The organism is Roseivirga spongicola (assembly GCF_001592965.1).
Classification (GTDB): domain Bacteria; phylum Bacteroidota; class Bacteroidia; order Cytophagales; family Cyclobacteriaceae; genus Roseivirga; species Roseivirga spongicola.
This window is the reverse complement of the sequence record NZ_LRPC01000028.1, coordinates 673,983-697,598: the sequence shown is the minus strand read 5'-3', so window position 1 is coordinate 697,598 and position 23,616 is coordinate 673,983. Positions and strand designations below refer to the sequence as shown.

The following is a 23,616-nucleotide window of genomic DNA, read 5'->3' as shown; positions in this document are numbered from 1 at the left end:
AATATGCTGAATTCATCTGAGAATTGATTGAGCCCTTGGCTTGTTTTGACTTTTAAAGGATAGCCCTAAAAAATGTTATGCATGCAGAGAATATTTTTGATATCTTGAAGGTTCACTCACTTTAGAAAAACGGATAAATGAGAACTGATGGAATGTTAAAAGATGGTGCGCTCAAAGGGCAAACCATTATTGTTACAGGTGGTGGAACAGGTTTAGGCCGATCTATGGGCAAGTATTTTTTGGAGCTTGGAGCCAATTTGGTAATCACAAGTAGAAAGATTGAGGTACTTGAAAAGTCGGCTAAAGAGTTGGAAGAGGAGACGGGAGGAACCGTGTTACCGGTACAATGCGATGTGCGAGATTACGAGCAGGTAGAAAATGTGCTGAAGGTGACTGAAGAGCGTTTCGGTCAAATTAATGGTCTTTTGAATAATGCAGCCGGTAACTTTGTAAGCCCAACAGAACGACTTTCCAATAGAGCTTTCGATACCATCATAGATATTGTGCTAAAGGGTACAACCAATTTTACCCTTGCCTTAGGGAAGAAGTGGATTGAGCAAAAACAGGCTGGTACGGTTCTCAATATTGTAACCACTTATGCCTGGACAGGCTCTGGTTATGTGGTGCCATCTGCTTGTGCTAAAGCCGGAGTGCTTTCTATGACGAGATCATTAGCCGTTGAATGGGCTAAGTATAAAATCAGGCTAAATGCTATTGCCCCTGGGCCATTCCCGACAGAAGGCGCTTGGAGTAGGCTGTTGCCAGGTGACTTAGTGAAGAAGTTTGACCCAGCAAAGCTAGTGCCTGTAGGTAGAGTAGGAGAGCACCAAGAGCTAGCTAACCTAGCGGCTTATCTAATGTCAGATTATTCTGCCTATGTAAATGGAGAAGTAGTGACCATTGATGGTGGCGAATGGCTAATGGGTGCTGGTGAGTTCAGTCACCTAGAAAAGATTCCTCAAGAGATGTGGGATATGCTAGAAGCTTCTAGAGGAAAAAAGCCATAAGCCCCAAGCTACTTTGGGGCTACTGGAAAGCCAAACGAAAGGTTAAGAAGATTGATCTTTAGCTCAAGGTTTAAACCTTGATGACCGGTATAAGAAATCTCACCTTTCTGCCGTAGTGACTGGTGCTTGCCGAAGCCCTCGTTGGTGTTTTCACCAACGAGTCTCTAAGCATGACTCATCAGATTTGTTGGTCAAGACCAACAAAGGTGTAGGTGCGTACTTCAAGTGAATCTAAATACTACGTACTATTATCTCTTTAGTGGAGGCTTCTACTGGAATGCAGCCTCTCTGAAAGTAATATTGATTCCTAGCCCTCGTTGGTGTTGTCACCAACGTGCCCCTAAGCATGATTCATCAGATTTGTTGGTCACAAGGCTAACAAAGGCATAAAGCCCTATACGGAGTTTTTTTATTGCCTTCTAAATGACTTAGTTATTGTAGATTCAACAAAACCAATAATTGTATCTTCTCCTAAATCATTCTTACTTATTAGATAATCAGCAGTTGTAAAATCTTCAATAAGACCATTTTTATAGAGCATTATAAAATGTCCTTCACTTTTAGCTTGAGTAGGTAAATAAGTAATACTACCATTTCTAATTTTTCTTACTGGACTATAACCAAGATTGTTTCTAATAAATAGTTTATTAAACGGTATTCTTTCTATAATATTCATTTCTTCTACATTTAAAGTTCTGAAAAACAGGAATTTAGCAGGTTAATTATTAAAAACAAGCCCTGAAATTTATTTGTGTGACCTAGTTACCGTTATCACCATCGAGATTCTAAACATGACTCATCAGATTTATTGGTCACAAGACCAACAAAGGCGTAGGTGCATACTTCAAGTAAGTCTAGATACCATGTACTTATATCTCTCTGATGGGGTCTTCTATTGGAATGCAGCCTCTCTGAAAGTAATATTGATTCTAGGCTGTTGATATTTTTCGTTCTTGATCAAGCTGTGTTCATAATTTTTCTGGCAGTTTTCACCCATAATAAGAAGGCTTCCATTGGCAAGATCTAAGGAAAAGGTAGATTCTGTTTCCTTATCTCTAAAGCTGAATTCTCTTACTTCTCCGAGGCTAAGTGATGGCAGAATAGTTTTTACTCCTGAGGTTTGTTGATCCGAATGATAGGGAGCATAAAAGGAACCATCAGGATAGTATAGGCACATGGCTAAGTCGAAGCTTTGATTTGAGATCTTTTCCACTTTGTCTTTTAAGTCTTGCATCAGGCCCTCAAATGGATATGATTTGCCATGAATATGTTCAGGATGCGTGTTTCTGGCAATCAGATCGGGCATAGAAAAGAGTATTTTGAAGACATCAGTCTCTATAATTCGACCTCCAGCCTCTATTCTAGTTCTGGCTTTATCTAACTTATACTGTTCAATTAACAGAGTATAAAGTGCGAGAGACTCTTTTGGACTTAGGAAACCTTCGATGTAATCAACTGTGCAGTTTAGAGGGAGTAGCATGTGTTTAAGTATTGTGGAATGAATATGATGAATTCCGACCTTTTATAAAACTGCTTGAGATTTTAAATCACCTAGCACTCACTTGTCTGCTAAAGTAACTGGTACTTTGCCTTTGGCGAGTACCTATCATTCTTAGCATGGGTGTGGTTGATAGAGTTTTAGTAATAGTAGCAGTCCGCACAGGATTACGAACAACTGATTTTGATGATTGAATGTCTCAATACTATCTACTCAAAACTCTGTACTATCATTTAAAACCAGCCGTTGAGCATGGAATTTGACTTAGTCATTTTTATAGATTCTAGGTACTCCAAGCCCTCGTTGGTGTTTTCACCAACGAGTCTCTAAGCATGACTCATCAGATTTATTGGTCACAAGACCAACAAAGGCGTAGGTACATACTTCAAGTAAGTCTAGATACTATGTACTATTATCTCTTTAATGGGGGCTTCTATTGGAATGCTGCCTCTCTGAAAGTGATATTGATTCTAGGCCGTTGATATTTTTCGTTCTTGATCAAGCTGTGTTCATAATCTTTCTGGCAGTTCTCACCCATAATAAGGAGGCTTCCATTAGCAAGATCTAAGGAAAAGGTAGATTCTGTTTCCTTATCTCTAAAACTGAATTCTCTTACTTCTCCAAGGCTAAGTGATGGCAGAATAGTTTTTACTCCTGAGGTTTGTTGATCCGAATGATAGGGAGCATAAAAGGAACCATCAGGATAGTATAGGCACATGGCTAAGTCGAAGCTTTGATTAGAGATCTTTTCCACTTTGTCTTTTAAGTCTTGCATCAGGCCCTCAAATGGATATGATTTGCCATGAATATGTTCAGGGTGCGTGTTCCTGGCAATCAGATCGGGCATAGAAAAGAGTATTTTGAAGCCATCAGTTTCTATAATCCGACCTCCAGCCTCTATTCTAGTTCTGGCTTTATCTAACTTATACTGTTTAATTAACAGAGTATAAAGTGCGAGAGACTCTTTTGGACTTAGGAAATCTTCGATGTAATTAACTGTGCAGTTTAGAGGGAGTAGCATGTGTTTAAGTATTGAGGAATGAATATGATGAATTCAGACCTTTTATAAAACTGCTTAAGATTTTAAATCACCTAGCACTCATTTGTCTGCTAATGTAACTGGTACTTTGCCTTTGGCGAGTACCTATCATTCTTAGTATGTGATTTGGTTAATAGAGTTTTAGTAATAGTAGCAGTCCGCACAGGATTACGAACAACTGATTTCGATGATTGAATGTCTCAATACTATCTACTCAATACTCTGTACTATCATCTATGTACTTAAAAATCCAAAACTTCACACAAACTTCAAATTCACTAACCTTTGGGCTAACATAGTGAGGTTAGCTTGCTCTGATGTTTCGGAGTACGCTCACTTTATTGCTCTTTCTAGTTTGTTCTGCTTCCGCTTTAGGGCAGATCAAAAGCAATAATGTGCTTATTCCTACCTCTTCCAACTCGGCCAATACACTATCGGTTCAGTTGAGGTCACTTAATGAGTTAGGTAGTTTTTACGCTTCTAGCGATCCAGACTCAGCATTTTTTTACGCAAAGCTAGCTATGGACGAAGCTCTTTCTCAGGCTGATGATCATAACTACGCGGTAGCTAAGCGAACCATGGGTGAAATATTCTATCTACAAGGTGCCTATGACAATGCCATTTCTTACCTAACCGATGCGCTCAAGGTTTTTCAAGAGCTCAACGCTACCAATGAAACGGCTCAAACTCTTTTGGCTTTAGGGGCGGCCTATCAATTTCATGATTTATGGGACAAAGCCTTAAATGAATATCATAGGTCTAGAAAACTCTTTTTGTTGCTCAATGATTCAAGCGGCTTGGCAGAAACCTATGGGGTGATTGGGCACTACTATGAAAAAACGGCCGATTCTGACTCAGCTTTCTTTTATCAATACAAAGCATTGGAGCTCTACGAAGCGTTAGACGATAGCCGAGGCTTGGCCATCATTCATGATAATATTGGTAGTATCTATGAAGACCTGGGTCAGTTTGAACAGGCCTACGACTACTTTTTGCAATCGGCTAAGTACGATTCTGTGTGTAATAATTTACCAGCATTGGTGAATACACTCAATAATATTGGTGACACGTATAGAAAGCGTGGAATTGTAGAGGAGTCGGTTGTGTATACCAATAAGGCTTTAGCACTAGCCGATAGCTTAAACCTGAATTACGAAATACTTAGTGCCTATCATGATTTAGCCAAAGTATATCGGGCCGATGGTCAGGAATCGCTGGCTCTGATGTATTATGATAGTGCTTATGAATTCAGTCAAAACCTATTCAATTCTCAAATTGCAGGGCAGATTGCCAATTTTCAAACACTCTATGAAACGCAAGAGAAGGAGCAGGCCATAGTTCAGCTTGAGGCAGAACAGCGCATTGGTAGACAAACCAGAAATACAGTCATTGTTGGGTCTCTTGGCCTTATATTTTTCGTTACGCTAGTAGCAATACAGGAGCGGAAAAGAAGAACTAATGCAACAGAAGCATTTAAGGCCCAAAAGGCCTTGAGCGATGCAAAGATTGAGAACATAGAGCTAGAGCAAAAGGCACTTCAGACGCAGTTAGAAAATAAAAAACTGAAAGAAGAACAGTTCTACCTAGAGCTAGAAGCCAGAAGCCAAGACCTGACCACCAAGACACTTCATATTATTCAAAAGAACCGATTGCTAAAAGATTTGCGTGAACAGATCAGCGTACTGGATAAGGAGAACAAAATGAAGTCTGATGTTGTCAGTAAGCTTTCCAACTCCATAGACAAGGGGTTTCAGTTCGATAGAGAGTGGGAGCATTTTCAAGATAGTTTCAATCAGGTACATGACGACTTTTCTCACCGAATAAAAAAGGAGTTTGCCGACCTTACCGAAAGTGAAATCAGGCTCTGCGCGCTCATCCGTATGGGAATCTCTTCAAAAGATATAGCCACCATCTTGGGCATTAGCACCGATAGCCTAAGAGTGTCTCGTTATCGTCTCAAGAAAAAGCTGAATACAGAAGCCGCCAACAAGCTTAAAGAGTTTTTAATCAATTACTAGCACTATTTAGCTGTTAACATTGGTGTGTTTGTTAATGTGCTTAATATCAATGTGTTAGTAATGGCTGTCTATGTTTTGTTAACGTTTTTTGTCCTCAATTTATCACACAATTAATAGTCTCTTCATCACCTGTTCTAAGGCCATTTTCATTTTTGCTCCAGTAAAAATTCAACAAACAACTATGAAAAAACTCTTACTCACATTAACAATGATCTTCTCGGTTTCGGCCTTGGCTTATGCACAAGGAGGAGCTTTAACCGGGCGTGTGATCGATGAGCTTGGCCTACCAATGCCAGGGGCTAGCGTGGTACTAACCAATGCGCAAAAAGGTATTCCTACAGATGCCAATGGATACTATACTATTATAGATATACCGGCAGGCGAGTATACGCTTACAGTTACGTTTATAGGTTATAAAAAGATTGAGCAAACAGTTACAATTAATGCAGGTGCTACTACCGAACTTAATTTTAAGATGGAGGCAGGTTATGCCGAAGGCGGAGAAGTAATTGTGATGGGAGATCGTCTGAAAGGGCAGGCTAAAGCTTTGAACCAGCAGAAAACCAATGCAAACATTACCAACGTTGTTGCTGCTGACCAGATAGGCCGTTTCCCTGATGCAAATATTGGAGATGCTTTGAAACGTATTCCTGGTATCACCATCCAGAATGACCAAGGGGAGGCTAGAAATATCATTGTAAGAGGTCTTGCGCCTCAGTTGAACTCGGTAACTCTGAATGGCGAGCGTATTCCTTCAGCAGAGGGAGACAATAGAAACATTCAATTGGACCTTATTCCTTCCGATCTGATTCAAACTATTCAGGTAAATAAAGCAGTATTGCCAGATATGGATGCTGATGCAATTGGTGGTTCGGTAAACCTTGTTACTCGTTCTGCTCCTTCTGGCAAGAGGGTTTCAGGTACTCTAGCTTCAGGCTTTAACTTTCTTTCAGAAAAGCCAATTTGGACGGGTTCAGTTATTGCTTCCAACCGTTTTGCTAATGATAAGTTAGGCGCAGTTTTCTCTGCTAGCTATAACAATCACGATTTCGGTTCAGACAATGTTGAGGCTGTTTGGTACAAAGATGATTTTGATAGAGTTGTTATCGAAGAGTTCGATATTAGAGAGTATCAGGTTCAAAGGGTAAGAAGAAGCTTCAACCTAGCTTTAGACTATGAAATTAACCCGAATCATAAGCTATATCTTTCTGGTGTTTACAATTGGAGAGACGATTGGGAAAACAGATTCAGAATGAGAGTTTCTCAGTTAGATGATGCTTTTGATGACGGCATAGCCGTTGAAACATCTCCAGGAGTATATAACATTCCACAAGGAGCGAGGGTAGAATTTCAGACTAAAGGAGGTTTGGATAGCGACAGGGTAAAAAAGAGAAGACTGGAGGATCAAAGAAATAGAAATATTTCCCTTAAAGGTGAACACCTCTTCAATACATTAAAATTGACTTGGTCTGCTACCTATGCTAAAGCTTCAGAAGATAGACCAAATGAGAGATACCTTTCTTACAGAGAGTCAGACCAGTCGGTAAATGTGAATCTATCAGATCCAGAATTTCCATTGGCTATTTTGAGTAATTCAGCTGATAATTTAGGCATTGGCTTAAACGAGATTAGCGAAAATCATGATTATACTGAAGATGAAGATTTCAACGCTAGAATAGATTTCCAAAAGCCCGTTTCGAACAGCACTTTGATCAAATTTGGTGCAAGACTTAGAAACAAGAACAAGCTTAGAGACAATGTTTTCTATTCTTATGAGCCTTTAGATGAAGATGCCTTTGGTGCAACTTTAGGAGATATTCCTACCAACGATTACAGTAACCCAGACTATTTAGCAGGAAGTCAGTACAGAGTGGGGCGTTTTGGTTCTCCAGCTTTCTTGGGTAATCTAGATTTAAAGAATGGTGCTTTGTTCGATGAGTCTGATGAGCTAGGAGAGTATGTGCCTGGTAACTATACAGCTACAGAAAACATCTATGCCGCTTATGCTATGGCAGATGTTCAGTTGAATGAGAACCTTTCTGGTATAATAGGTTTGAGATACGAGGGCACAAGCATTGATTATTCAGGCTTTATTTTAGATGTAGATAATGACGATATTTCTGAAGCTTCAGATAGTCAAAACTATGGCAACTTTATGCCTGGTGTTCACTTAAATTACAATTTCAGTGATAACTCCATTTTAAGATTTGCTTGGACCAACACTATCGCACGTCCTAACTATTTCGACTTGGTGCCTTATGCTGAATTTAGCCCAGACGATGAAGAGTTGGTAAGAGGTAACCCAGATTTGGAGCCAACCACTTCAATGAACTTCGATTTGATGTATGAAAACTACTTCGAGAACATCGGTATCGTTTCTGGTGGAGTATTCTATAAAGACATAGATAAATTCATCTATGAAAGAGTGATTGAAGGATACGTTGATCCTTCTTTCGGAAACGACCTTGAGTTTACCACTTTCGAGAATGGTGGAACAGCCGAGATTTACGGTTTAGAAGTATCGTTCCAAAGACAAATTTGGAAAGGCCTAGGGCTTTATTTGAACTATACATTGACTCAGTCTAGCACTACGGGTATTCAGGGTAGAGAAAACGAAGACCTAGAGCTACCAGGAACAGCGAATAACATGTTCAATGCTTCACTTTCTTATGAGACTGATAAGCTTGTACTGAGAGCTTCTTTGAACTATGCTAGCGATTACATTGATGAACTAGGTGGAGAGGCTTTTGAAGATAGATTCTACGACAAGCAGACTTTTCTAGATGTGAATGGTTCTTATGCTTTCACTCCGCAGTGGAGATTCTTCTTTGAGGTGAACAATCTTACAAATCAGCCATTGAGATACTATCAGGGCGAGAGTAGCAGAACCATGCAAATGGAATACTACAATGTAAGGTTCAACGCAGGTCTTAAGTTCGACTTGTTTAATAATCAGTAAAAAGTAGGGTTGCCTTAAAAGCAAAATAGAACCGTCATCCCCAACTTGATTGGGGATCTCCTAGGGACTATTGAACCTTTTGAGGAGATTCCCGATCAGGGTCGGGAATGACGAAAAGCTTTTAAGGCTTCCTTATCAATATTCAATATGAAGAAGTTCAATTTAATAATAGGTGTGCTAGCCATTGCTGTTGCCAGCTGTGGCAATAATGTACCCGCAATTGCACCAGTATTGACAACCGAGCCTGTTAAGCACGATTCTGACGATCCTGCTATTTGGATTAACAAAGCCGATCCGTCCAAGAGCTTAGTTATAGGTACAGATAAAGATGCTGATGGTGCTTTGTATGTATACGACTTGGAAGGAAGGATTTTTCCTGAAAAAGTAGTGAGAGATCTTAAGCGCCCGAATAATGTAGACGTAGGGTATAACCTTTCTGTTGGCAATGATACAGTAGATTTTGCCGTGACAGGAGAGAGGTTGAACTCTATGCTTAGGGTGTTTTCTGTTCCAAATATGAAGCCAATAGACAATGGCGGTTTCCCTATGTTTGAAGGTGAAACAGCACCTGAGCACAGAGACCTGATGGGTATCTCACTTTATCAGAGACCATCTGATAATAAGACTTTTGTGATTATGGGCAGAAAGAATGGCCCGACTGAAGGTTACTTGTGGCAGTATTTATTAGAAGCAGACTCTACAGGAGCCTTACAAGCCACATTGGTGCGAAAGTTCGGTAAGTTTAGTGGCACTAAGGAAATAGAGTCTATTGCCGTAGATCATGAGTTGGGATTTATCTATTACTCTGATGAAAATGTAGGGACTCGCAAGTACTATGCAGACCCAGAGAAGGGAAATGAGGAATTAGCCTTATTCGGAACCGAGGGTTTCAGAGACGATAATGAAGGCATCTCCATATATGACACAGGCAACGGAACTGGGTTCATCCTTATTTCCGATCAGCAAGCCAATATGTTCAGAATATTCCCTAGAGAAGGAACAAACGGTAACCCACATCAGCATGATGAGCTAGGCGCAGTAAAGGTATCTACCAACGAGAGCGATGGCTCAGAAATTACCAGTATTCCACTGAATGACACTTTTAGAAAAGGGTTGTTCGTGGCCATGTCTGATGATAAGACTTTTCAGTACTACAGGCCAGAAGACATTCTGGACTCATTACTCAAGAAATAGTTAATCGTTAATTAATAAAGGTGCAGCCTCTGGCTGCATTTTTTTTTGCGGTATTAGCAATTACTGAAAACCTGAAGTTGTAATTCAAATATTTCCGCTTTCTGCTGTTTGATAGCTTTTAAGAGTGCCAGTGCATAGAGCTTTCAAGAATAACTAGAGTTGCTTTATACAGACTAGTGGGGGCTATATAATTGATTAGGTTCTTTGATAAATGTGCTTTACCACTTGATCATGTTCATCATAAAAGACAAAGAGCCTACAATCATCATTAGCGATTGACAAAATATCTATTTGGCAGATGAATTTCATTTTATTTCCTAATGAGTTTACTGGAGTTTGATCTCCCTGCCACCAGCTTAGATATTTCATTATTCTTACTTTAGGTGAGGTCGAATCTTTAGATTTAGCTTCAGTGTAAGTCTCTTGCGCAATTTTCAAGTGTTCTTCAAAGTCTTTCCCAATTACTAATGCAGATTTTTCAAAAGTTGGTTTGTATAATCCATTATCGGTAATACTGAAGGTGAATTCATCTATATTATCGTTTGGAGAGAAGGGTTTGTAGTGATCAATACTTGGGTCGAAACTAACGTAAACTATATGGATTTTGTCTTTGATACCTTTGTTACTGAAATCCAATGTGGCAATTGGAAAAAAGTTATCATAGTTAGCATAATCTTCAATTAGAATTGTTTCCTTATCGGGAAACATTACATCACTTCTTCTATTTGATGAAAAACTCACAAGACTGATTAATAAGCTGAGAACAGCGAGTTTTAAGTTGTGTGTATTCATAAGATATTTTATTTAGACATTTGTTTAAACCCAGAAAACAAATTTGTCATCTTAACTGATAAATCAAAAATATGGACTTGATTTAATATGCTCATAAAGGTCGTTTGTACTTGGTTCGCACCCTGTTCTTTTGAATATAATTACTTCTAGTACACAGATGCCATTAATTAGTTGCAAAGAATAATCATATGGTCATCAGGGGGTAGATTAGACTTATACTTATAATTGTAAGTGTAGCTTGATGAGAGGCTTTGTTCAGTCAGTTTACATATTCAACCAATAAGTTATTTTAAATACCAATTGACGATTTTTTATGTTTAGTCCATTTATACCATAATTATCCGTGTAGACTATAAACAAGTCAGACATGGGCTTGTAACGCCATTGAAAACGAGAAAAGACATTGTAATTCTCTGCTTGAGAATTGTATTGAATAGCTGTGGTCCAGAACATTTTATTTGAGAAGCTGATTTCTGCATTCAGCCTGAATAAGTGAAGATCAGATTCGCCATATCCTTCTGCTAGCTTCACTTTATTGTAGTCATAGTTTACCCCAAAAGTACCCCACGGTTGAGTTCTAAAGTTTAGTGCTGTGGTAAAACCACTCTTGGTACCGTTGTAGAATGTGCCGTGTCTTAGAGATAATTCGGTGTTTATTACCTTTCTACGGTCGCTAATAAAGAATATGGAGTTATCTGTGTATTGGTAATTGCCTACAGGTAAGGCTGCATCTTTGCCAATTAAGTTGGTAGGAACGGGAAGGTTAGCTTCAAAAAACACACGGTTGAATCGGAGTTCCATTGTGTTTTTAAAGAAGAAGTCGTAACCAATGCCATGGCGCCTTTCATTGAGAGAACCATCGGTGTTTAACCAGCCAATATGCCAAGTTCTTGGGCCGTGTATATTCAAGGCTGCAGACTCCGATTTGGGTCTAAAGCGATACATAAACCACGGATTAAATTTAGTGTAACCTTGTTTAGTAGTTTCTTCAGTTTCGGCATTGTAATTATATAGCCTTGGGTTGAATCCCAGTTCGGTTTCATAGTTTTTTCCAACAACATCTATCGCCCAACCCAGAATAATGTTTCTATTTCTATAGCCTCCATCTATACCGTAATAGCGATTGTTGCTTAGGTTTTCTTCGTTAGTGGCCAAATGGTAGCGTATGGTATTGTTCCAAGAGCCGGAAGGATGTACATAATTGAATTCCAAACCACCATTTCTAGCATAGTCTCCATTCTGGCCTGCACGGTTAATGAAAATTGCCTTTACTACAGAACGACTAAAAACCCTCTGGTGCGCTGCTAAAACAGAATAATTGTTTGGCTCAACTTCATCGGTAGCGCCTGTCTGCACATTCATGACACCAATGCGCATATTAGGCGTTAGATTGCCGGTAAGTCGTGCTCCGTATTTAATAGGTACCTGTTGCCCTTTATTTAGGCCAATTGTTCTCGAAAAGAATGGCTGAATTTGTCGGCCTCCAAAATTGGAGAATATGTCTCCGTTTTCTAAAAAGAAGTTTCTTCGCTCTGGAAAGAATATGCTAAATCGGCTGAGGTTGGTTACTTGCTGGTCTACATCTGCATTAGAAAAGTCTGGGTTAACGGTAAGGTCTAAATTCAACGAGCTGGTTACGGCTACTTTGGCGTCTAAGCCAATATCTGCACTGTTTTCATAACCGTTCTCGCCAGTTTCTTCCTCATAGTTACGATGAGTGCTGCCAGCCAAGTAGGGGATGAGCACCACCTTGCCTTCAGCTTTCTTTGGTGGTGCATCCCATTGCAGCGTTCCCATGAAATTAATGTCTATACCTCCAAAGGCAACTGGAAACTGTGTCCATGTAGAGTAGTGATTCCGCTCCATGTCGCCCCGTATAAAGTTTACACCCCATTCGGTTTGGGTGCTGTTGTACCTAAGGGTTTTAAAAGGAATAGCCATTTCTACTATCCAATGGTCAGCGTAGCTTCTTACTTCCGAAAACCACTTGTTATCCCAGTTTTCATCAAAATTAGTATTTCCATTTTCAATGTTCAGAAGGGCTTCTACTTGAGCTCCACCAGCATTCACCCCAAAGAAAAAGCCACTTTGTTTGGTGTTAAAAGGATCTAAAACCACAGTGAAATTGTCGCTATTCCAATGTCCGTCTACATTATCTCTTCTTAATGTCTGAACTATTCTTTCTCCATTATCATAGAGCTTAGCCAATACGTAAATGTATTCCTCATCATAAAGCGTCCAAACTTCAGAGCGTGCTTCGGCTTCACCCTGATCGGCCGGCCAATGATTCATAAAATGGTCTATTTTAGGTGCATGTTGCCAAGCTATTTCATCAGCGATGCCATCTACATTAATGGGCTCATTTGTACGGCTAATTGAATAGTTGTAAGCTTTGCGCGTGTCTTGCTCCTGAGCAAAAAGTAGGGAGAAACCGAGCCAAAATAGGGCAATGGTAAAGTGAGTTTTCATAATTTGAGTTGTTGACCTTTTAGTGCCTTTACTAGCTTTTAAGCTTTGAGTTTCAGGCAGAAATGCCTTTTAGACCAACTCAATTGTTTTTAAGACCAATGGTGTATTTGCAGTGATTCTGCATTTGGTCGATGTTAAGTAGACGTTGATGGGAGCTATAATTGAATTTGTCTATTGCAATGATTATTAGAAACTTAAAGGCTAGTTTTGATGTCTTCTTTACCAACTGCTATGGCTAAGCCCAGATTAGAAAACATATTATTCAGAACTCCAAGAGTTATTTGGCACCTCATTTTTTGGGCTGTGTACATCCTGTTTTTCGGAATAGTGTATGGAAGTTTTGAAGAAGAGTATGCCAAGCAAATTGCGGTGCAGGCCAGTCATGCCTTAGTTCAGATTCCGGCAGTTTATATAACGCTCTACATCTTGATGCCTAAGCTGCTCTTTAAAGAAAAGTTTGCAGCTTTCTTTTTATCTTTTGTAGGGGTAGTAATAGTATTTTCCACCCTTTCTTGGTTTGAATATTTGTTCATCCAGCAACCTCTTTTCTGGCCGAGTGATACTTTCCAATCTCCTTTAATTAATGTTGGTAAAATTCTTAAGCACACCAATAATATATATCCGGTTATGACCGTAGCCGTGGTTTGCAAGTGGTTTAAGTACTGGTACCAAGAACAGAAAAAGAACCAGCAATTGATTGAAGATAAGCTAGAGGCAGAACTTAAATTCTTAAAGTCTCAAATTCATCCTCACTTTTTGTTCAACACCTTAAATAACTTATATGCGTTAACGCTTAAGCAAAGTAAAGAAGCGCCAGAAGTGGTTTTGAAGCTTTCAGAATTACTTGACTATATGCTATATGAGTGTAACGCGAATAGAGTCCCTCTTTCTAGAGAAATCAGTTTAGTAAAAGATTACATAGAGCTAGAGAAGATCAGGTATGGCGATCGGCTTAATGTTACGCTCAATGTAACCAATGAAAATGGAGATGAAAGTGTAGCACCATTGCTTATTTTGCCTTTTGTTGAAAATGCGTTTAAGCATGGAGCAAGTGATGAACTAGAGGGCTCATGGATATCTATAGATATTGCTTTAAAGCATAGGGGGCTGATTTTAAAAGTTGAAAACAGTAAGAGCAGTTATATAGAGGCTGAAGACAAGTTTGCATATAAAGAGGGAATTGGGTTGAAAAATGTTAAACGCAGACTAGAGATTCTTTATCCAGAAACCCATGAACTGAATATTCATGAATCTACCGATTCCTTTTTAGTGGTCTTAAAACTCAATTTTTAGCAATGAACTTGAAATGCTTAGTAGTAGATGATGAGCCTTTAGCAAGGGAGGTAATTCTTTCTCACATCAGTAAAATTGATGGCTTGGAGTTGGTGGCAGAGTGCGATAATGCCTTAAAAGCTTTTGAGCTGCTAAAAAAAGAAGCTGTAGACCTAATTTTTCTGGATATTCAAATGCCCAAACTCACTGGTATTGAGTTTTTGAAAGTGTTGAATCCCAGTGCCCGCATCATCTTTACCACTGCTTATAGAGAATATGCTTTAGAGAGTTATGAATTGAATGTAGCTGATTATTTACTCAAGCCTATTTCTTTTCAGAGATTCCTGAAGGCAGTAAATAAAGTCTTAAACAATCACGAAGTAGAGGTTGCAGAGTTAATTGAACAGCAGGATGCCTTGAGATCTGATGATCCGCATATTTTCCTAAAAGCAGATAGGAAAATGGTGAAGGTGTACTTGAAAGACATTCTGTATATAGAAAGTCTAAAAGACTATGTTCGAATTAAGTTGCCGGGTAAGGAGGTAATCTCTTTACAGAAAATAAGCTTTTTGGAAGAAAAGCTGCCAGAAGACTGCTTTGTAAGAATTCACAGGTCTTTTATAGTACCGCTAAAGAGAATAGAAGCATTTTCGAATAGTGCAGTAGAGGTAAATGGTGTAGAATTACCTATCGGAAGAAATTATAAAGATGCCGTTCTTGAGCTGCTCAACTCAAGTAAATCCATTTTAGGTTAGCGCTTATTGGCCAAAATGGTTTCAGTGCAACCATTTGCCTGTTGAATGTTTAGGTTGAGATAGTTGTCATCTAATTGCCATATAGCACCATTACAGTTTCCATTAAAGCAGATTCTAAGCTGGTCTCCATCAAAAGAGTAGTATCCAACCAGAGGTTGCCGTTCGTTTAACACGGTGCCAATTCTCTTGTCTATAGTGCGCGTATTTCTAGAAAGTATATAGGCTCGGTCATTGGTCAACTCCAAAGTGATTGAATTACAAGTTTGGTAGTGTCCTTCTATAGAACAGCCAAAATCTTTGGAAGAAGAGCTGAAGTTGTCATTTGGGTTGTCGCAACCTGAAATTTCAATAGATGTTACCTCATATTTTCCGACAAGGATATCGTCAGGGTTTGAGACATTATAGCCACAAGCTCCAATAATTAAAGCCAAAGAAGCAAGCCCAAATACTATAATAGTGCGCTTCATTAATCTATTAAACCCCCAGATATTCAGGGAGTTTAGAAACTGAAGACATTTCTATGTATGTAAGTTCGTTTACTTCAGATTTGTCAATCATTTCATGGGTCCAGGTATCATGAAAGGGAATATGAATGGCTTGTGATCCCATCTCAATTACGGGTAATACATCTGACTTGAGCGAGTTGCCTATCATTAAGAATTCCGCAGCATTTATGGAGTTTCTCTTTAATACCTCTCTATATGTAGCCGTGTTCTTTTCACTGACGATTTCCACGGTATTGAAGTAGCGCATCAACCCTGAGCGAGCAATTTTATTCTCTTGATCCCAAAGGTCGCCCTTGGTGATAATCATTAAATGATAATGGTTCTCCAGAATATCTAGAACTTCTTCTATGTCTGGCAAAACTTGAACAGGATGTTCTAACATTTCTTTGCCTAGGAGGATTATTCTTTCAATGTCTTTACCTTTTATGGCATAGTTGGTGAGTTCTAGAGCCGACTCAACCATAGATAGTGTAAAACCTTTTATACCGTAACCAAATAGCTTGAGGTTTCTAGATTCTACGCTGTAAAGCTCCTTTTCAAGGTTTTCGTTAATGGAAATATACTTACCTAGAATCTCTTCAAACTTCAGTCTGGTGTCCGTAAATATGGGTTCGTTCATCCATAAAGTATCATCAGCATCGAAGGCTATGGTTTTAATTTTATCCATAGCCTAAAATTATCATTTACAAATCAGTTATTATCAATCTGCTTGAATACATGTAGTAGCTCTGAGGCAATCTGTAGACTTCGCTTATCATACATTTCAGACTCTTTGTCTGTGTTATCGAAAGCTTTAGGGTCTTCATAAGTAAGAGGAATTCGCTTTTCCGTCCCTGGTATGAATGGACAGTTCTCATCAGCATCGGAGCAGGTCATTACTGCGGCAAATGCGGTTTTCGGGTTGTCAGCATGGTCATACACTTTAGAAAAACACTTGGTATTGATGTCTTGGTCAATGTGTACGATATACTCGGGGTTTTCCGAGTTATTTAGCTTTTCAATATCAAAACCCAAGCGTTCACATGAGGCTACCGCTCTTTCATTAAATGCAGTTACTTCAACACCTCCAGAAAAAACGTTGACATCAATACCGTTAATATGTGCTGCTGTTTTAGCCCAAATTTGAGAAAGCTGGCTTCTTCGAGAATTATGAGTGCAAATAAAGTTGAGGTTGATTGACTCCTTAGCATCTCGTTTTGCTTGTATGTAGTCGATCAGCGTTTGTAGGACGCTTAACCTCTGATCTCCGATAGGAAGGGCAGAGGCTTTTTCTATAGTGCTTTTAAGTTCTTGTTTCATGTTAACAACATCCGCTATTTGGTGAACAAGCTCCATTTTGACCAATAGCGCTTAGTCTCACTTTTGGTTTTTTTTGTGGTACGCCACACTTGTCTTCTGCCAAGCAAGCTGTGAATTTAGATGTAAGCTGAAATTCGCCATCAATCAATTCTAGCCCGTATTTTTGAATAGAGGTTTCACCTTGATACTCTACTTCAATTTCTCCATCTGATAAGTCAAGGTGCTTTTCAGAAAGCTCAATAATTGACTTTAGTTTTTGCGGAGCCAGTCGGTGATCATAGTCTACTGATGTCCATAACTGAAAGTTGATTACGTCTTCATTACGAATTGTTCCTCCACAATCAATGAAGTGTTTTTTAATGGAACCCACTTCCGAAACGTGAAAATGTGAAGGCACAACCTCTCCATTTGGCAACTTAAAAACCACATCTGTTAGACTTTCAAGATGATTCTTTATTTCCGATAATTTCATAATGGTATATTTTGTGACTGATCTTATTCTTGATTTTGATATCTTCAATTGAAGACTCTGTCGTTTTATAATTACATTGCAATATTACGATTAATGTGTTTTATAAAAAAGGTCTGAGGCAATTATTAGTCCTAGACCTTTTAATGTTTCTAGTCTTCTAGCTGAGCAGCGGCTGCCTCATCAATAAACCAGATCAACTCTCCATGAGTAGGGTTTATGTGATAAGCAGGATAAGACTTGGCTACTTCATGATCTTCGAAAATCTGCTTGATCTTCTCTTTTTTATTGTCGCCAGTAACTAAAAAGCAGGCATTTTTAGCAGCATTAATTACAGGGCCGGTTAAGCTTACTCTTTTCTGGCCAGACTCCGGGTGGTTAGCTACTTCACAGGTTTTGGGGCTGTCTAGTAACTCAATTTCATGAGGGAAGATAGAAGCCGTATGTCCATCTGTGCCCATGCCTAGAATAATGATATCGAAAACTGGGTTGCCTTCTTGTTTGGGTAGGTTTGATTCAATGAGTTGACTATACCTTTCAGCTTCTTCTATCGGATCGTTTTCGCCAAGCACTCTATGTATGTTTGCCTCAGGCATTCTTATGAGGTTCAACAAGTGCTCTTTAGTCATTTTAAAATTACTGTCGTCATCGGTAGGAGGCACGCAACGCTCATCGCCCCAATAGAAATGAATCTCTGACCAGTTAAACTTATCTTTGTAGTCCGTGGCTAATAGATCGAACAATATTTTTGGAGTTGAGCCACCAGAAAGGGCTACGGTAAGCATTCCATTTTCTCTATGTTGTTCTAACATAAAGTCCGCGAAGGCTTTGGCAGTATCTAAAGGTGTTTGAAGTATTTTAGCTTCCATGTTTAGGCTTTAAAGTTCACAGTAATTTCCATCGTCAGTAAGGTTGCTACAAGGGTAGCGCCAAGTCATTTGCTCACCCTCAATTAAAGTATCTGCATTTTCTGGCCCCCAAGTTCCTGCAGGATATCCATAAACTGGAATCTCTTCATTTTCCCAAGCTCTGAGAATTGGATCAATGAACTCCCAGGCTGCTTCGGTACTGTCTCCACGAGCATAAAGCGTAGCATCTCCCTGCATACAATCAAGAATCAACCTCTCGTAAGCATCAGGTACATATACGTTGCTCAAGTCATCGTAATGGAAGTCCATATTAACCTGCTCGGTATTGTAACCAGCACCAGGTATTTTCATGGCAAACTTCAGTAAGATTCCTTCGTTTGGCTGAATTCTCAGAACAAGCGTGTTTTGGGGGTTGGCCAAGTTAGAGTTAGAAGAGAATAAATGATGGTGATTTGGCTTAAAGTGAATCACTACTTCAGTTACTCTAGTTGGCATTCTTTTTCCTGTTCTGATGTAGAAAGGAACACCAGCCCAACGCCAGTTATCTATGTAGAATTTAAGAGCTGCGTAAGTTTCGGTTTTAGACTCTTCACCCACGCCTTCTTCTTCGCGATAGCCGGGTACTTTTTCGCCTTTTATGGTAGAAGACATATACTGACCGCGAATTACATGATTAGCGATATCTTCTTTTGTATATGGTCGGAGGCTTTGAAAAACTTTGAGCTTTTCATTTCTAATGCTTTCAGCGTCTGCTTTTACAGGAGGTTCCATGGCAACTAATGCAACTAGCTGAAAAAGATGGTTTTGAACCATGTCTCTTAAAGCACCAGATGAATCGTAATAACCGCCTCGCTTTTCTACTCCAACACTTTCTGCCGCAGTAATTTCTACTCTGTGAATATAATTACGGTTCCAAAGAGGCTCAAAAATGCTGTTCGCAAACCTAGTCACAAACATGTTCTGAACAGTCTCTTTGCCTAGGTAATGGTCTATTCTATAAAGCTGGTCTTCAGCAAAGAACTTGAGCAGGTGCTCATTTAAATGCTTGGCCGATTCAAGGTCATATCCGAATGGTTTTTCCACTATCAACCTAGTCCAGCCATCTTCTTGGTTATTCAAGTTGTTAGCTGCTAAGCCTTCAGCAATTACTTCATAAAGGCTAGGAGGGGTTGAAAGGTAAAATATGTAATTGTGGCAAGTAGCTTTAGACTGATCTAGTTGATTAAGCTTTTCTTTTAGGTTAGCATAAGAATCAACGTCTTTAGTGTCAAGTGATTGATAATAAATTAGATCTGAAAAACGCTTCAAGTCGCTTTCAGAAACTTTATCCTTTTCATTCAAGTGCTCATTCTCAAATACCACACTTTTACGGTATTCTTCATCAGAATATTCAGTTCTGCCTACACCAACAACGGCATAACATTTAGGCAGAAAGCCGCCTTTAAACAGGTTAAATACAGCAGGAATGAGTTTTCTTTTGGTTAAGTCGCCTGAGCCGCCAAATATTACGAGGACTTGATCGTCAGTTTTTTTCATTAAGCTTTTTTGCCTTGAATTGCCTTTGTTTCTTTGTAAGAACTAAATCAGTTTGACCGCAGAAAGTTCCGAGCTCAAAGATAATGGGTTAGTGGCAGACTTGAGGAACTAAAACGTATTCATTTAGCCTACTTATAGAAACGCAAAAATATGTCTGAAGCAAAGTTTGATTTTGGCCTCATTGGCCTTGGAGTAATGGGAAAGAACTTTATCCTGAATGTAGCTGATAATGGTTTTTCTGCCATTGGTTACGATTTAGATCAGGAGAAAGTAGATGCTCTTAAGCGGGAAAGCCAGAATGGAATGGCAAGTGCTACTACGGATAAATTGCAATTTATTCGTTCATTAAAAACTCCAAGAAAAGTAATGTTCTTAGTGCCGAGTGGGGCTCCAGTTGATAGTGTAATAGATGACTTAATGCCCTTTTTGGATAAAGGGGATTTACTTATTGATGGTGGGAATTCTTACTTTTTGGATACTGAGAGACGGGTTACAAAACTTAAGAATTCAGAGATTAATTTTCTAGGCCTAGGAATTTCTGGTGGTGCAAAAGGAGCAAGAAAGGGCCCGAGTATGATGGCGGGAGGAGACAATGATGTTTATGAGTTAATTTCTCCTATCCTAGAATCAGTATCAGCCAAAGTAAATGATGAACCATGTGTCGCTAGAGTTGGAGATAACTCGGCCGGACATTACGTTAAAATGGTTCACAATGGTATTGAGTATGGTTTGATGCAACTTATTGCAGAGACTTACGATCTCGCAAAGTTTGGTTTGGGCTTAAGTAATAAAGAACAAGCAGAGTTATTTTCTGGGTTCAATGAAGGCAAGCTAAAGTCTTATCTAATTGAAATAACTGCAGACATATTTACCAAGAAAGATGATTTATCACCGAAAGACCTGATTGACGTTATCAGTGATAGGGCAAAACAAAAAGGTACTGGAAAATGGATTTCACAGAACGCAATGGACATTGGAATTCCTATTCCTGCAATTGATTCATCTGTAAGTATGAGAGTACTTTCATCATTTAAAGAAGAAAGGCAAAAAGCAGCTTTGGTATACCCCAAGTCACAAAGTGACCCGAGTAGGTTTACCAAGACTGACCTTGAAAAGGCATTATATTTTAGTTTCATAGTGACTTTTGCCCAAGGTATGAGACAGTTGCTTGAGGCCTCGTCTAAATATCAGTATGGTTTAGATTTAGCGGAAATTGCTAAAATTTGGAGAGGAGGTTGTATAATCAGAGCTGAATTGTTAGAGCACATTCGCGAAGCGTTTAGTGATTCTTCGAATAAAGAACACTTATTGTTTGATGCTTATATCATTTCAGAAATCAAGGAACTTCTTCCTTCTGTTAATAGGGTGATTTCTGTTGCGCATAATGCAGGAATTGCTGTTTCAGGAATGAGCGCAAGTTTAAACTACTTCAATGCCTTCAGGTCAGAGAAGCTACCATTGAACCTGATTCAAGCTCAGCGTGACTATTTCGGTGGTCATACTTACGAGAGGTTAGACAAGCCAGGAATCTTCCACACTGAGTGGGAAGATTAAACCAGCTGATAGGCTATAAAAATTAAAGCAAAGCTTGTAACAGAAATTACCGTAGAGAGTATTGTCCAAGATTTGAGAGTTTGCTGAACCGATTGGTTCAGCATTCTATTTACTAGCCAGAAACCGCTGTCATTCACATGAGAAAGTACAATGCTACCAGCGGCAATGGCCATCATAATAAAGGTCTTTTCTAGCATACTTAAGTCCATACCTGGGAGAACCGCGGCTACAATGCCTGCCCCAGTAAGCATGGCTACAGTGGCACTTCCTTGCATAATTCTCACTAGCACTGTAACCAAATAGGCAAGGAGCAAAACTGAGAAGCTAGTGTTCATCATGCCTTGAGCAATAATATCACCGATTCCAGTATTAATCATCACCGTTTTTAATACACCACCTGCACCGGTTATCAGTATGATTGACCCTGCTGGTGCTAGTGAGTTATTGGTTACTTTAAAAAGCTCCTCCTTACCAATTCCTTTTTTGACCCCTAGAAAATATAGGGCTAATAGAGTACCTATTAGCAAGGAAACAAATGGGTGGCCTACAAAACCAAGAGCATCAATAAATTGATTGGGTTCAATTACTCCTTCTTTGGCTAGAGTATCGAAAAGCGAGCCCACTAGAATTAAGACTATTGGTAGTCCTAGAATCCACATAATGGTGTGAACTAACTTTGTATCAATCTGGGACGACATAACCTCAGATGTACCATCTACTTCAATAGGTTCGTCTTTGGGAACCAGGCACTTACTGACAATAAGCCCACAGATTAGAGCGATGGGAATACCTACCAAAGCCCCAACTATAATGGCATAACCAAGGTCAACATTGAGAATATCTGCTACGGCAACTGGACCAGGAGTGGGAGGGATAAAACTATGAGTTATACCTAAGCCAACGAGTAAAGGCAAGCCATAATAAAGCACATGACGGTTACTTTTCTTGGCTAGAGCCTTCACCATAGGCATAAGAATAATGATACCTACATCGAAAAAGACAGGTATTGAGACTATAAAACCAGTAGTTAATAGAGCTAGTCTAGATCTTGATTCTCCGCCCTTCTTCAAGAGGTATTTGGCTAAGGCTTGAGCGCCACCTGAATGTTCTAGAAGTGAGCCGAAAATGGCGCCTAGCCCTACAATAGTAGCCACAAAAGCCAGTGTGCTTCCCATTCCATTTGAAATGGAATCAATAATTTCTTCACCCGATAGACCTCCGACTAGGCCAACCCAAATACTAGCAAAAAGTAAACTTAGGAAGGCATTTAGCTTCCATTTCATAATCAAAAATAGGAGGATAGCCACTCCAGAAAGGATGGCTAAGTAGAGTTGAAGATTTTCCATAGCGCGTTAAAAGCCCAGAAATTAGGTATTTACAGCAACTTGCGGAAGTTTTGATCGAGTTTATCTACCAATTCGTTCAAAGGAGTGGTAGCCGAAAGCTTCAATCCATCTTTAGGAATTTCAAGTGTATCGAGTTGAGATTGGATTAATGAGCTAGGCATAAAATGGTCTTTACGCTGATCCATTCTGGCTTTTGCCTCTTCGAATGATAGCTCTAGTAGGACAGGATGCACTTGAAGTCTTTGCCCTAAATATGCCCGATAAGACTCTTTAAGCGCACTGCAGCCCAAGACAAAACTGTTTCTATGATTATGCTGAATATGCTCAACAATTGCAGCGAGCCATGGCCAACGATCTTCATCTGTTAATGCCTGGCCTCGGCTCATCTTCATTACATTTTCTCTAGGATGAAAGTCATCTGCATCTAGGAATGGTATTCCCAAAGACTTAGAAAGTTCTTTGCCGACAGTGGTTTTTCCACAACCACATATACCCATGATGAGGATTATCTGCTTCAATTCTTGCGTTTGCTAAGTCTGCAAGGTAAGGCAAGGCATTAAATTCAGAAACAGAATTAGGCATAAATCGTTTCTTACTGTAAATTATTCACGTGAAATCCCTTCTGCTATCCATTGCTATTCTGTTAAGCATCAACTCGTTGGGTTTTGCCCAACGCTTTGGTGAGCCTTCGGCTATTAAGAGTGTGTATTTTGGAGGTGGAAGCTTCTACGTAGACCGAGAACAGAACAAAGAGCTACAGCATTTTTTAGACTCAATTCCTCATCTTCATAATTTCTTGATCACTGTGCATAGCCATACCGATAATGTGGGAGGAAAGGAGTACAATGAGTGGCTGAGTAAAATGCGTGGTCAATCTGTGGTAGACAAACTTATTTCAAATGAGAAAGTGAAGCCAGAGTCTATTGAAATACGAGATTTCGGGCTATTCAATCCTATTTATGACAATTCAACCCGAGAAGGAAGAAGGAAAAATAGGCGAGTAGATATAATTCTCTGGCTCGCCATTTAGCTAT

At 39.4% G+C, this 23,616-nt stretch carries 21 protein-coding genes; 8 read left to right on the top strand and 13 right to left on the bottom strand.

What is annotated here, in order from left to right:
- Window positions 1–137: 137 nt before the first annotated feature.
- A complete protein-coding gene (locus AWW68_RS14875; protein WP_068222599.1) occupies window positions 138–1,007 on the top strand; it encodes an SDR family oxidoreductase in 870 nt (289 codons plus the stop codon).
- A 409-nt stretch (window positions 1,008–1,416) separates the two neighbouring features.
- Here the strand turns inward: AWW68_RS14875 and AWW68_RS14870 are convergent, their stop codons facing one another.
- The 3 genes from AWW68_RS14870 to AWW68_RS14860 form a co-directional block, all read right to left on the bottom strand.
- The gene (locus tag AWW68_RS14870) at window positions 1,417–1,683 is read right to left on the bottom strand and encodes a hypothetical protein (RefSeq protein ID WP_068222596.1); all 267 of its coding nucleotides are present in this window, start codon (window positions 1,681–1,683) and stop codon (window positions 1,417–1,419) included.
- A gap of 216 nt (window positions 1,684–1,899) precedes the next feature.
- Window positions 1,900–2,487 carry an alpha-ketoglutarate-dependent dioxygenase AlkB gene (locus AWW68_RS14865; RefSeq protein WP_068222593.1) on the bottom strand — a complete coding sequence of 196 codons (588 nt, stop codon included), beginning with the start codon at window positions 2,485–2,487 and terminating at the stop codon, window positions 1,900–1,902.
- 451 nt (window positions 2,488–2,938) lie between these two features.
- On the bottom strand, window positions 2,939–3,526 hold the full coding sequence (locus AWW68_RS14860) for an alpha-ketoglutarate-dependent dioxygenase AlkB (RefSeq protein ID WP_068222590.1): 588 nt from the start codon (window positions 3,524–3,526) through the stop codon (window positions 2,939–2,941).
- A gap of 335 nt (window positions 3,527–3,861) precedes the next feature.
- On the opposite strand from AWW68_RS14860, the gene AWW68_RS14855 reads away from it, so the two are divergent.
- The 3 genes from AWW68_RS14855 (at window position 3,862) to AWW68_RS14845 (ending at window position 9,715) form a co-directional block, all read left to right on the top strand.
- The gene (locus AWW68_RS14855) at window positions 3,862–5,562 is read left to right on the top strand and encodes a tetratricopeptide repeat protein (RefSeq protein WP_068222587.1); all 1,701 of its coding nucleotides are present in this window, start codon (window positions 3,862–3,864) and stop codon (window positions 5,560–5,562) included.
- Between the two features lie 181 nt (window positions 5,563–5,743).
- Window positions 5,744–8,521, top strand: coding sequence for a TonB-dependent receptor (locus tag AWW68_RS14850; protein WP_068222584.1), 2,778 nt, complete (start codon window positions 5,744–5,746; stop codon window positions 8,519–8,521).
- Window positions 8,522–8,668: 147 nt separating this feature from the next.
- Window positions 8,669–9,715: a phytase gene (locus tag AWW68_RS14845; RefSeq protein WP_068222580.1), complete on the top strand. Its 1,047-nt coding sequence runs from the start codon at window positions 8,669–8,671 to the stop codon at window positions 9,713–9,715.
- A 195-nt stretch (window positions 9,716–9,910) separates the two neighbouring features.
- On the opposite strand, the gene AWW68_RS14840 is transcribed toward AWW68_RS14845, so the two are convergent.
- The gene (locus AWW68_RS14840) at window positions 9,911–10,507 is read right to left on the bottom strand and encodes a hypothetical protein (protein ID WP_157717670.1); all 597 of its coding nucleotides are present in this window, start codon (window positions 10,505–10,507) and stop codon (window positions 9,911–9,913) included.
- 264 nt (window positions 10,508–10,771) lie between these two features.
- Entirely contained in the window at window positions 10,772–12,976 is a 2,205-nt protein-coding gene (locus AWW68_RS14835) for a carbohydrate binding family 9 domain-containing protein (RefSeq protein WP_068222574.1), read from the bottom strand.
- A 231-nt stretch (window positions 12,977–13,207) separates the two neighbouring features.
- Between AWW68_RS14835 and AWW68_RS14830 the strand changes: the two genes are divergently transcribed.
- The gene (locus AWW68_RS14830; protein WP_068224183.1) at window positions 13,208–14,269 is read left to right on the top strand and encodes a sensor histidine kinase; all 1,062 of its coding nucleotides are present in this window, start codon (window positions 13,208–13,210) and stop codon (window positions 14,267–14,269) included.
- Window positions 14,270–14,271: 2 nt separating this feature from the next.
- Window positions 14,272–15,003 carry a LytR/AlgR family response regulator transcription factor gene (locus AWW68_RS14825; RefSeq protein WP_068222571.1) on the top strand — a complete coding sequence of 244 codons (732 nt, stop codon included), beginning with the start codon at window positions 14,272–14,274 and terminating at the stop codon, window positions 15,001–15,003.
- Here the strand turns inward: AWW68_RS14825 and AWW68_RS14820 are convergent.
- The 6 genes from AWW68_RS14820 to zwf all read right to left on the bottom strand — a co-directional run bounded on the left by AWW68_RS14820 (window position 15,000) and on the right by zwf (window position 19,682).
- Window positions 15,000–15,470: a hypothetical protein gene (locus AWW68_RS14820; protein ID WP_068222568.1), complete on the bottom strand. Its 471-nt coding sequence runs from the start codon at window positions 15,468–15,470 to the stop codon at window positions 15,000–15,002. The genes AWW68_RS14825 and AWW68_RS14820 overlap by 4 nt on opposite strands.
- Before the next feature lie 7 nt (window positions 15,471–15,477).
- Window positions 15,478–16,176, bottom strand: a complete 699-nt coding sequence (locus AWW68_RS14815) for an HAD family hydrolase (RefSeq protein WP_068222565.1) — start codon at window positions 16,174–16,176, stop codon at window positions 15,478–15,480.
- Between the two features lie 23 nt (window positions 16,177–16,199).
- The gene (locus AWW68_RS14810) at window positions 16,200–16,808 is read right to left on the bottom strand and encodes a low molecular weight phosphatase family protein (protein WP_068222561.1); all 609 of its coding nucleotides are present in this window, start codon (window positions 16,806–16,808) and stop codon (window positions 16,200–16,202) included.
- Window position 16,809: 1 nt separating this feature from the next.
- A complete protein-coding gene (locus AWW68_RS14805; protein WP_068222557.1) occupies window positions 16,810–17,280 on the bottom strand; it encodes a DUF6428 family protein in 471 nt (156 codons plus the stop codon).
- A gap of 149 nt (window positions 17,281–17,429) precedes the next feature.
- Complete coding sequence (gene pgl, locus AWW68_RS14800) at window positions 17,430–18,146, bottom strand: 6-phosphogluconolactonase (RefSeq protein WP_068222554.1); 717 nt, start codon at window positions 18,144–18,146, stop codon at window positions 17,430–17,432.
- Window positions 18,147–18,155: 9 nt separating this feature from the next.
- A complete protein-coding gene (gene zwf / locus AWW68_RS14795) occupies window positions 18,156–19,682 on the bottom strand; it encodes a glucose-6-phosphate dehydrogenase (RefSeq protein ID WP_068222551.1) in 1,527 nt (508 codons plus the stop codon).
- 150 nt (window positions 19,683–19,832) lie between these two features.
- On the opposite strand from zwf, the gene gndA reads away from it, so the two are divergent.
- Window positions 19,833–21,236, top strand: a complete 1,404-nt coding sequence (gene gndA / locus AWW68_RS14790) for an NADP-dependent phosphogluconate dehydrogenase (protein ID WP_068222548.1) — start codon at window positions 19,833–19,835, stop codon at window positions 21,234–21,236.
- On the opposite strand, the gene AWW68_RS14785 is transcribed toward gndA, so the two are convergent.
- Together AWW68_RS14785 and AWW68_RS14780 are read right to left on the bottom strand one after the other, a co-directional pair.
- Window positions 21,233–22,582: a GntP family permease gene (locus AWW68_RS14785; protein ID WP_068222545.1), complete on the bottom strand. Its 1,350-nt coding sequence runs from the start codon at window positions 22,580–22,582 to the stop codon at window positions 21,233–21,235. The genes gndA and AWW68_RS14785 overlap by 4 nt on opposite strands.
- 29 nt (window positions 22,583–22,611) lie before the next feature.
- On the bottom strand, window positions 22,612–23,100 hold the full coding sequence (locus AWW68_RS14780) for a gluconokinase (RefSeq protein ID WP_221406004.1): 489 nt from the start codon (window positions 23,098–23,100) through the stop codon (window positions 22,612–22,614).
- A 92-nt stretch (window positions 23,101–23,192) separates the two neighbouring features.
- Here AWW68_RS14780 and AWW68_RS14775 point away from each other — a divergent pair, with 92 nt between their 5' ends.
- The gene (locus AWW68_RS14775) at window positions 23,193–23,612 is read left to right on the top strand and encodes an OmpA family protein (protein ID WP_157717669.1); all 420 of its coding nucleotides are present in this window, start codon (window positions 23,193–23,195) and stop codon (window positions 23,610–23,612) included.
- Window positions 23,613–23,616 lie beyond the last annotated feature (4 nt).